Source organism: Streptomyces lycii (genome assembly GCF_009735685.1).
Lineage (GTDB): Bacteria > Actinomycetota > Actinomycetes > Streptomycetales > Streptomycetaceae > Streptomyces > Streptomyces lycii.
Genome location: NZ_WHPN01000380.1, coordinates 23,682 through 34,260, shown reverse-complemented (window position 1 = coordinate 34,260; position 10,579 = coordinate 23,682). Strand labels below are relative to the sequence as shown.

Sequence of the window (10,579 nt, the reverse complement as noted above, 5' to 3'; positions counted from 1 at the left end):
CGGGGAGCGTCACTCCCCGGGCCCGGCGCCGTGTACGCGTCCTGGAGCCGCTACTCGGGCCGCTTCGGCCGCCACACCACCAGCGCGCTGGTCTGCTGCACGTCCTGGTACGGAACGAGGTCCCGGCGGTACGAGGCGTGCACCGCCGCCTCCCGCTGCTGCATGGCGGCGGCCGCGCCCTCGACGGCCTGCTGTAGCTCCGCGACCCGCGCCTTCAGCGCCGCGACCTGGTTCTCCAGTTCGATGATGCGCTTGATCCCGGCGAGGTTGATGCCCTCGTCCTGGCTCAGCTGCTGCACCTGCCGGAGCAGCTCGATGTCGCGGGCCGAATAGCGCCTGCCCCGGCCGGGCGTGCGGTCCGGGGAGACCAGGCCCAGCCGGTCGTACTGCCGCAGGGTCTGCGGATGCAGCCCCGAGAGCTGGGCGGCGACCGAGATGACGTAGACCGGCGATTCCTCGGTCAGCTGGTAGGGGTTACGGCTTCCCGCACCACGGCTGCCCGCACCGGGGCCGCCCACTCCGCGTCCTCCTCGGCCGTCCATCTCATGCTCCCTTCGCGGCCTGGAACAGCTCCGCCCGCGGATCCTCGCCCGCGGTCGCCTCGCGATACGACTCCAGCGCGTCCCGGGCCTTGTCGTCCAGGGTCCCGGGCACGGCTACCTCGATGGTGACCAGCAGGTCGCCACGGGAACCGTCCTTGCGCGTCGCGCCCTTCCCCCGGGCCCGCATGGTCCGCCCGTTGGGAGTGCCCGCCGGCAGCTTGAGGGTCACCGGGGGGCCGCCCAGGGTGGGCACCCTGATCTCGCCGCCGAGCGCCGCCTCCGGGAAGGAGACGGGCACGGTGACGGTGAGGTTGTCGCCCTTGCGGCCGAAGACGGGGTGCTTGTCGACGTTCACCACGACGTACAGGTCGCCGTTCGGGCCGCCGCGCTCGCCCGGCGCCCCCTTGCCGCGCAGCCGGATCCGCTGGCCGTCGCTGACGCCCGCCGGGATCCGGACCTGCATGGTGCGGGAGCTGGTCGCCCGGCCGCTGCCCTTGCACACGTCGCACGGGGTCTCGGCGATCAGGCCGCGCCCCTTGCAGTCCGTGCACGGGTCGGTGAGCGAGAAGCCGCCACCGCCGCCCCGGGAGACCTGGCCGGTGCCGACGCAGGTCGGGCACACCCGCGGGGTGCCGTTCTTGTCGCCCGTACCGGAACAGGCCTTGCAGGCCGCGGAGCTGGACATGCGCAGCGGCACGGTGGCCCCGTCGACCGCCTCGGTGAAGCTGAGCGTCACCTCGGACTCGACGTCCTGGCCGCGCCGCGGCTGGGTGCGGGTCCCGGCACCACCGGGCGCGCCGCGGCTGAACAGGCCGCCGAAGACGTCCCCCAGCCCGCCGCCGAACCCTCCGGCGCCGGGCCCGCCGGGCGCTCCGCCCTGGGCGCCCCCGAAGAGGTCGCCCAGGTCGAAGTTGAAACCGCCGGGGCCGCCGCCCGGGCCGCCGGCCCGGAAGCCGCCGCTCCCGAACAGCGCCCGCGCCTCGTCGTACTCCTTGCGGCGCTTGGGGTCGGCCAGGACGTCGTTGGCCTCGGAGATCTCCTTGAAGCGCTCCTCGGCCTTGGCGTCGTTCTTGTTGGCGTCCGGGTGGTACTCGCGGGCGAGCTTCCGGTACGCCTTCTTGATCTCCGCCTCGGTGGCGTCCTTCGGGACGCCGAGAACCTTGTAGTAGTCCTTCTCGACGAAGTCCTTCGTGCTCATCCCCGACGTCCCTCCTTCCCGTCACTCATGGCGTCAGCCCTCGCCCGGGCCACCGCTCTCCTCGTCCGGCTGCTTCCCCTGCGCGTCGCCCTCGGCCCCCTCGGAGCCCTGGGCCGGCTGTGCGCCGGGCTGCGGCTCGGCGACGGCCACCCGCGCGGGGCGGATGGTCCGCTCGCCGATCCGATACCCCGGCTGCAGGATCGACACGCACGTGGTCTCGGTGACGTCCGGTGCGTACGAGTGCATCAGGGCCTCGTGGATCGTCGGGTCGAAGGGCTCGCCCTCCTTGCCGAACTGCGTGAGGCCCAGCTTCGCGAGAATGTTCTCGACGGACTCGGCGACGGACTTGAAGCCGCCGACCAGTTCGCCGTGCTCCCGCGCCCGCCCGATGTCGTCGACGACCGGCAGCAGCTCGGACAGGAGGTTCGCCGTGGCGACCTCCTTGACCGTGATCCGGTCCCGCTCCACCCGGCGGCGGTAGTTCTGGTACTCCGCCTGGAGCCGCTGGAGGTCGGCCGTGCGCTCACCGAGCGCCGTACGGACCTGGTCCAGCTGAGCTGTCAGAGCGGCGGTGTGGCTCGCGTCCCCGGCCGGGGCCGCCGCCCCCGCCTGATCGGCGGTGTCGGCGGCCCGTGCCGCGTCCTCGGGGGTCTGTGCGGCTTCGGCGTCGGCGGGGACTTCGGGCTCCTGGTCGAAGCCCGGGGTCTCCTCCGTCACGCTGCACCATCCTGACGCTTGTCGTTCTTGTCGTCGTCGACGATCTCGGCGTCCACGACGTCGTCGTCCTTGGCCTCGCCCTCGGCGCCCGCGGCACCGGCGGCACCGGCACCGGCACCGGCCTCGGCTCCGCCCTCGCCCTGGGCGTTGGCGTACATCGCCTGGCCGAGCTTCTGGCTGACCGCGGCGACCTTCTCGGTGGCCTCGCGGATCGCGGCGGTGTCCTCGCCCTTCAGCTTCTCCTTGAGGTCCTCGAGCGAGGTCTCGACCTCGGACTTCACATCGCCCGGGACCTTGTCCTCGTTGTCCTTGAGGAACTTCTCGGTCTGGTACGACAGCTGCTCGGCCTGGTTGCGGGTCTCCGCGGCCTCACGGCGCTTGTGGTCCTCGTCGGCGTACTGCTCGGCCTCGCGCATCATGCGGTCGATGTCGTCCTTCGGCAGCGCGGAGCCACCGGTGACGGTCATCCGCTGCTCCTTGCCCGTGCCCAGGTCCTTCGCGGACACGTGCATGATGCCGTTGGCGTCGATGTCGAAGGTGACCTCGACCTGCGGGACGCCGCGGGGCGCCGGCGGCAGACCGGTCAGCTCGAACATCCCGAGCTTCTTGTTGTACGCCGCGATCTCGCGCTCGCCCTGGTAGACCTGGATCTGCACGGACGGCTGGTTGTCCTCGGCCGTCGTGAAGATCTCGGAGCGCTTGGTCGGGATGGTCGTGTTGCGCTCGATGAGCTTCGTCATGATGCCGCCCTTGGTCTCGATGCCGAGGGACAGCGGGGTGACGTCGAGCAGCAGGACGTCCTTGACCTCGCCCTTGAGAACACCGGCCTGGAGGGACGCGCCGATGGCGACGACCTCGTCCGGGTTCACCGACTTGTTGGCCTCCTTGCCGCCGGTCAGCTCCTTGACGAGCTCGGCGACGGCGGGCATCCGGGTGGAACCGCCGACCAGGACCACGTGGTCGATCTCGGACAGCGCGATGCCGGCGTCCTTGATGACGTTGTGGAACGGGTTCTTGCAGCGCTCCAGGAGGTCCGAGGTGAGCTGCTGGAACTGGGCCCGGGTGAGCTTCTCGTCCAGGTGCAGCGGGCCCTCGGCGGACGCCGTGATGTAGGGCAGGTTGATCGTCGTCTCGGTGGACGAGGACAGCTCGATCTTCGCCTTCTCCGCGGCCTCGCGAAGGCGCTGGAGCGCCATCTTGTCCTTGGAGAGGTCGACGCCGTGGCCGTTCTGGAACTGCTTGACCAGGTACTCGACGACGCGCTGGTCCCAGTCGTCACCACCGAGGTGGTTGTCACCGTTGGTCGCCTTGACCTCCACGACGCCGTCGCCGATCTCCAGCAGCGAGACGTCGAAGGTGCCACCGCCGAGGTCGAAGACCAGGATCGTCTGGTCCTCCTTCTCCAGCCCGTAGGCGAGGGCGGCGGCGGTCGGCTCGTTGACGATGCGCAGGACGTTGAGGCCCGCGATCTCACCGGCCTCCTTGGTGGCCTGGCGCTCGGAGTCGTTGAAGTACGCCGGTACGGTGATGACCGCGTCGGTGACCTTCTCCCCCAGGTAGGCCTCGGCGTCCCGCTTCAGCTTCTGCAGCACGAAGGCCGAGATCTGCTGCGGGTTGAAGTCCTTGCCGTCCAGGTTGGTGTTCCAGTCGGTGCCCATGTGGCGCTTGACCGACCGGATGGTCCTGTCGACGTTGGTGACCGCCTGGCGCTTGGCGACCTCGCCCACCAGCACCTCGCCGTTCTTGGCGAAGGCGACGACGGACGGCGTGGTCCTGGCGCCCTCGGCGTTGGTAATGACGGTGGGCTCACCGCCCTCCAGAACACTGACGGCGGAGTTCGTCGTGCCCAGGTCGATGCCGACCGCACGTGCCATGGTTTGTCCTCCAGCTGACTTGAGTGGAACTGACTCAAGAGTGCCTGATCCCCATTCCACTGTCAAAGGACCTGAGCCGACCTTACTCAAGTCTTATGCGGGAGCCAACGGCAGGTTGCCCGGGGCAGCCATCACCCCGGCGCTCCGGGCCCGGGCGGGCGCTCCGGCGATGCCCGGGCGGGCGCTCCGACGGCGCCACGGCGCCCGCGCCCGGGCAGGGGCCCGGCCGCGCTCCGGCCGCGCTCCGGCCGCGCTCCGGCGGGAAGGACACCCGGACGCGGCGAAGGGTTGCCTGAGCGACACAGATCACCGGCCGGGCGGCTTCATGGGACCTGTCATTCTGGGTAATCTCGGAAAGACTGAGTAAGTTACCGCTTAGTAATCCGCTTGTTCATTGTCGCTCTCGCAGGTTCGAGGAGCCCTCCATGCAACTCGCCGCGATCATCGTGTCGCTGGTCCTCACGGCGGTCGGCGTTGCGCTCATCGCCCGCGCCGTCGCGCAGATCTACCGCTTCGTCAAGCTCGGCCAGCAGGTCCCGGCGGGCTCCCGGACGGACCAACCGCAACAGCGGACCGTCACCCTGGTCAAGGAGTTCCTGGGCCACACCAGGATGAACCGCTGGGGCGTCGTCGGCGTCGCCCACTGGTTCGTGGCGATCGGCTTCCTCACGCTGCCGCCGACCCTCGCCCAGGCGTACGTCCAGCTCTTCCGGGCCGACGCCGTCCTGCCGGTCATCGGTGACTGGCTGCTCTTCGAGATGTACGTCGAGTTCATCGGCCTGGCGACCGTCCTCGGCATCCTCGTGCTGATGGCGATCCGGCTGCTGAACCTGCCGACCCGCGCGGGCCGCAAGTCCCGCTTCACCGGCTCCAAGGCCTGGCAGGCGTACTTCGTCGAATACGTCATCCTCACCATCGGCCTGGCGATCCTGGTGCTCCGCGGCCTGGAGGGCGCGCTGCACCACGTCGAGGGCTACGACCCCGGCTACTTCGTCTCGTACCCGCTGGTCGCCGCCTTCGACGGGCTGGACACCGGGACGCTGCAGACCCTGGTCTACCTCTTCGCCATGATCAAGATCAGCGTCTCGCTGATCTGGGTCATCACGGTCTCGCTCAACACCAACATGGGCGTCGCCTGGCACCGCTTCCTCGCGTTCCCCAACATCTGGTTCAAGCGCGAGGCGGACGGCGACGTCGCCCTCGGCGAACTCAAGCCGATGGTCTCCGGCGGCAAGGAGATCGACTTCTCGGACCCGGGCGAGGACGACCGCTTCGGCGTCTCGCAGGTCGAGCACTTCTCCTGGAAGGGCCTGCTCGACTTCTCCACCTGCACCGAGTGCGGCCGCTGCCAGTCGCAGTGCCCCGCCTGGAACACCGGCAAGCCGCTCTCCCCGAAGCTCCTGATCATGTCGCTGCGCGACCACGCGCACGCCAAGGCGCCGTACCTGCTCGCGGGCGGCGGCAAGGACGAGGAGGGCAACGAGAAGGCGAGCGCCGAGCAGCTCGCCGGGGTGCCCGCGAGCGCGCTGGCGGAGGCCGAGCGCCCGCTGATCGGCACGCTGGAGGAGAACGGCGTCATCGACCCGGACGTCCTGTGGTCCTGCACCACCTGCGGCGCCTGCGTCGAGCAGTGCCCGGTCGACATCGAGCACATCGACCACATCGTCGACATGCGCCGCTACCAGGTCATGATCGAGAGTTCCTTCCCGTCCGAGGCGGGCACGATGCTCAAGAACCTGGAGAAGAAGGGCAACCCCTGGGGGCTGGCCAAGAAGCAGCGCCTGGAGTGGACCAAGGAGCTGGAGCGGGAGACGGGCTTCCGGGTGCCGGTCGTCGGCAAGGACGTCGAGGACCTGTCCGAGGTCGACTACCTGTACTGGGTCGGCTGCGCCGGCGCCCTGGAGGACCGCGCGAAGAAGACCACCAAGGCCTTCGCGGAACTGCTGCACATCGCGGGCGTCAAGTTCGCGATCATGGGCGGCGACGAGAAGTGCACCGGCGACTCCGCCCGCCGGCTGGGCAACGAGCCCCTGTTCCAGGAGCTAGGCATGGAGAACGTCGCCTCGCTGAACATGGCCTTCGGCGAGGACGACGACGACGAGTCGACGAAGAAGCCCAAGGCGTCGAAGAAGATCGTCGCGACCTGCCCGCACTGCTTCAACACCATCGCCAACGAGTACCCGCAGCTCGGCGGCCAGTACGAGGTCATCCACCACACCCAGCTGCTCCAGCACCTCGTCGACGAGGGCAGGCTGGTGCCGGTGACCCCGGTCGAGGGCCTCATCACCTACCACGACCCGTGCTACCTGGGCCGCCACAACAAGGTCTACACACCGCCGCGCGAGATCATCGCCAAGGTGCCGGGCCTGCGGAACGAGGAGATGCACCGGCACAAGGAGCGCGGCTTCTGCTGCGGCGCCGGCGGTGCCCGGATGTGGATGGAGGAGCGGATCGGCAAGCGCGTCAACAACGAGCGCGTGGACGAGGCGCTGTCCCTCAACCCGGACATCGTGTCCACCGCCTGCCCGTTCTGCCTCGTGATGCTGACGGACTCCGTCAACGGCAAGAAGAACGACGGCAAGGCGAACGAGAACCTCCAGGTCGTGGACGTGGCGCAGCTGCTCCTCGACTCGGTGCGGACTCCGGCGGACCCGGCGGGCGAGGAGGAGCCGGCGGACGAGCCGGCTCCGGAGCCGGTGAAGTAGCGGCGCAACCGCCCGGCGCACGCGGTAACCGCCCGGCGCGGCAGCCGCCCGGCGCACGCGGCAGGCACCCGGCGACGGCCGGGCCCCGGAGAGGGGCCCGGCCGTCGGTGCGTGGTGGGCGGGAGCCCGGAGGCGGCAGCCTGCGGCCGGGGCGGAGCGGCGGCGGGGGCCTGCGGCCGGGCGGAGCGGCGACGGGGGCCTACCGGGGTGGCGCAGGCGATGTGCGGGGAACCGACGGGCGGGGCGGCGGCGGGTGTGTGACGTCGACGGGGTACGGGGGCGGCGTACGGGTGCGGTGGCCCGGCGGGTAACGGCTGCGGTGTGCGGGGGCGGCGGCTGCGGTGTGCGGGGGCGGTGGTGCGGTGTCCGGCGGCGGTGTCCAGGGACGGCGGCTTCGGTGTCTGGGGGCGGCGGCCGAGTGGGGCGGCGGCTGCGGTAGCGTCGCCGCTGCGGGCATCACGGGCACTGCAGGCACCACCGGCACCGCGGACACCACCGGCACCGCGGACACCACCGGCACCGCGGACACCACCGGCACCGCGGACACCACCGGCACCGCGGACACCACCGGCACCGCGGACACCACCGGCACCGCGGGCAGGACGGCGGAAAGGCGCATCCCCCCGTAGGAAGCGCCTGCCCGCGCGTCTCCCGACCGGACAGGAGTCTCGCACCCGGCACTGACAACGGGCCCCGGCCGCAGGGCCCGAGCCCACCCGGGGGCTGTCCCCACCCCGGCCCGGGGGCTGTCCCCCCGGGGCTCCCCTAAGGGATGTCACAGCTCGGCCGCAAACCCCGCCGAGTTCGGACACCCCGGCACCGCGACCCCCGGGACCAGGTACGTTCGAATCGTGGCTGGATTCAGGATGGGACGCGGCCGGGACTCCGCGCAGCAGCAATCCCCGCGGCAGCAGCACGGGCAGCGGCAGCAACCGTACGGACAGCCGTACGGCGGGCAGCCCGCTCCCCCGCAGGCACCGCCGCCGCAACAGTGGCAGCAGCAGTACGGAGGCGCTCGTGGCGGGCACGGCGCCCCGGACGAGGGTCCGGAGTACTTCGGCGGCCACGACCCGTACCAGGGCCAGGGGCACCCGGGCGGCCGGGCCCACGGCCACGATCCGTACGCCAACAACCCGGGTCACACCCAGGCGTTCAGCGTCAACGACGGCCAGGACCCGTACGGCCACGGCCCCGACCCGTACGGCCACGGCGGCTACCCGGGCGGACCCGCCCCGGCCCCGCCGGCCGGCCCCCGGCTGCACTGGAAGCAGCTGCTCAGCGGCATCCTGCTGCGGCCCAACGCCACGTTCTGGCAGATGCGGGACTACTCCGTGTGGGGCCCGGCGCTCGTCGTCACGTTCCTGTACGGCATGCTCGCCGTCTTCGGCTTCGCCGAGGCCCGCGAGGACGTCCTCAACGCGACGCTGTCCAACAGCATCCCGTGGGTGCTCAGCACCGGTGTCGCCGTCGTCATCAGCGGACTGATCCTCGGCGCGGTCACCGACACGGTGGCCCGCCAGCTGGGCGGCAACGGCGCGTGGCAGCCGACGGTGGGGCTGTCCATGCTGATCATGTCGCTGACGGATGTGCCGCGGCTGCTGTTCGCGATGTTCATGAGCGGCGACAGCACCTTCGTCCAGGTCATGGGCTGGCTGACCTGGCTGGCGGCGGGCGCGCTGTTCACCTCGATGGTGAGCCGGTCGCACGACCTGCCGTGGCCGAAGGCACTGGGCGCGTCGGCGATCCAGCTGCTGGCGCTGCTGGCGCTGCTGAAGCTGGGCACGCTGTAGCAGCACGGCGGCCGCGGGGCGGCCGTACACACATGGCGGCGGGTCACGTACGCGTCCCGCCGGGTGTCAGGCGTCGAGGACCTGGCCGTCCCGGCGCACCACGGGCGGTTCGACGGACCAGGCTGACTTGCCTCAATGACGGTAGTAGTCTGACCGTGCTCAGGAGGCAGGGGGGAGGGCCGACCGTGGCGCGCAAGGTGGGGGTCTACACCCGGATCTCACGGGACGACGAGGGCGAGTCTCTGGGAGTCGCCAGACAACAGCAGGACTGCGAGCGTCTCGCGGACCTCCGGTCGTGGCAGGTCGTGAAGGCCTACGAGGACAACGATGTGTCGGCGTTCAAGCGCAACGTCGTTCGTGACGATTTCGAGCTGATGCTGCGAGACCTCCGCGCCGGCCTCATCGACGGCATCGTGGCCTACGACCTCGACCGACTCGCCCGACAGCCGCAGGACCTGGAACGGCTTATCGAGATCTTCGATGAGCGGCCTCGCCTTGAGTTCGCCACCGTCACGAACGACATCAACCTTGGATCACCGGACGGCCGCACCATGGCCCGCATCATGGTGGCGTTCGCCAACAAGTCGTCGCATGACGCGTCGCGCCGGATCAAGCGCAAGCATCTGGAGTTGGCCCAGCAGGGCAAGGACAGCGGCGGGCCGGCGCCGTACGGCTGGAGGAGGGACGATCGCACGAAGGTCGATCCCGAAGCAGCCTCAGCTATCCGCGAGGCACAGCGCGAGATTCTCGCAGGTGTCCGCATCGGAACCATCCGGACCCGATGGCAGGAACAGGGCTTGGGTAACCCGCGGGCAGGCACGAAGCGCATGGCCCATCACCATGTCGAGCACATCTTGACCAACCCGCGACTCGTCGGCTACCGGACGTATCACGGCGAGATCCTGCTCAGCGAAAACGGCGAGCCGGTCACGGGCAATTGGGAGCGAATCAACACCCTGGAGGAGTGGGAGGCCGTATGCGCAGCAGTCGCGGAGCGCAAGCAGAAGCAGCCCGGCAAGTCGCTCGCCCGTAAGTACCTGCTTTCAGGCATCGCCCGCTGCGGACTGTGCAAGACCAAAATTCGAGGTCAGGTAAATAACCAGCGGAAGCCGGGATCGAAGGCCACGAGATACACGTACCAATGCTCAGTGGTCAACGGCGGTTGCGGCAAGGTCGGCCGTACCGGCGAAGCGGTCGACAGGCTGATAACTCAACTCGTGCTCACGGAGCAGCGCGAACGGGCGGCGGTCACCGCCGTGCCAGTCGAGCAACGTTGGTCGCGTGAAAACGAGTTGGAGCAGGTCATCCAGGACATTGGGCAACTCGTGGACGCCGAAAGGTCGAAGCAAATTACGGTGGCCACGCTCCTGCAACTCCTGCCGACCAAGGAGAGACTACGGGACGAACTCAAACTGGAGCGGGCCCGCTTTTACAAGGAGCAGAAGCAGGCCGAAGCGAAGGGAGAAGCGGCGAATCTGACCGTTGAAGAGTTCTTCGCGCTGCCCATCGAGCGTCAGCAAGAGATCGTATTGCACAGCCTCTCAGCCGTGATCATCCACCCGGCCGGACGGGGACGCCGAAAGTTCAACCCCAGTCTGATCGAACCCGTCTGGCGGTGACGCTCAGGCCCGCCCCTGCAACACGAGGGCGCGACGCACCCACTCCTGATCACGCTCGGGGGCGCGGCGAAGATGCATCCGAAGCCACTCATCCGTGGTCATCACCTCCCGGTCGGCCGTCTCCTCACGGGAGT

8 protein-coding genes are annotated in these 10,579 nt (G+C 69.8%); 4 read left to right on the top strand and 4 right to left on the bottom strand.

Annotation, left to right across the window (positions count from 1 at the left end; translation table 11 throughout):
- Positions 1 to 50 precede the first annotated feature (50 nt).
- From GCU69_RS26065 to dnaK, 4 genes are read right to left on the bottom strand one after another with little or no spacing between them, the layout of a single operon-like run.
- The gene (locus GCU69_RS26065; RefSeq protein WP_098752708.1) at positions 51 to 542 is read right to left on the bottom strand and encodes a heat shock protein transcriptional repressor HspR; all 492 of its coding nucleotides are present in this window, start codon (positions 540 to 542) and stop codon (positions 51 to 53) included.
- A 1-nt stretch (position 543) separates the two neighbouring features.
- Entirely contained in the window at positions 544 to 1,740 is a 1,197-nt protein-coding gene (gene dnaJ / locus GCU69_RS26060; protein WP_098752709.1) for a molecular chaperone DnaJ, read from the bottom strand.
- Between the two features lie 33 nt (positions 1,741 to 1,773).
- Entirely contained in the window at positions 1,774 to 2,457 is a 684-nt protein-coding gene (grpE, locus tag GCU69_RS26055; RefSeq protein WP_098752710.1) for a nucleotide exchange factor GrpE, read from the bottom strand.
- Positions 2,454 to 4,331, bottom strand: coding sequence for a molecular chaperone DnaK (gene dnaK / locus GCU69_RS26050; protein ID WP_156207346.1), 1,878 nt, complete (start codon positions 4,329 to 4,331; stop codon positions 2,454 to 2,456). The genes grpE and dnaK overlap by 4 nt, the downstream gene beginning before the upstream one ends.
- A 425-nt stretch (positions 4,332 to 4,756) precedes the next feature.
- Between dnaK and GCU69_RS26045 the strand changes: the two genes are divergently transcribed.
- The 4 genes from GCU69_RS26045 (at position 4,757) to GCU69_RS26030 (ending at position 10,445) form a co-directional block, all read left to right on the top strand.
- Positions 4,757 to 7,036, top strand: a complete 2,280-nt coding sequence (locus GCU69_RS26045; RefSeq protein ID WP_098752712.1) for a (Fe-S)-binding protein — start codon at positions 4,757 to 4,759, stop codon at positions 7,034 to 7,036.
- A 362-nt stretch (positions 7,037 to 7,398) separates the two neighbouring features.
- On the top strand, positions 7,399 to 7,665 hold the full coding sequence (locus GCU69_RS26040) for a hypothetical protein (protein ID WP_156207345.1): 267 nt from the start codon (positions 7,399 to 7,401) through the stop codon (positions 7,663 to 7,665).
- A 222-nt stretch (positions 7,666 to 7,887) separates the two neighbouring features.
- On the top strand, positions 7,888 to 8,826 hold the full coding sequence (locus GCU69_RS26035; protein WP_098752713.1) for a Yip1 family protein: 939 nt from the start codon (positions 7,888 to 7,890) through the stop codon (positions 8,824 to 8,826).
- A gap of 185 nt (positions 8,827 to 9,011) precedes the next feature.
- Entirely contained in the window at positions 9,012 to 10,445 is a 1,434-nt protein-coding gene (locus tag GCU69_RS26030; RefSeq protein ID WP_156207344.1) for a recombinase family protein, read from the top strand.
- Positions 10,446 to 10,579: the final 134 nt, after the last annotated feature.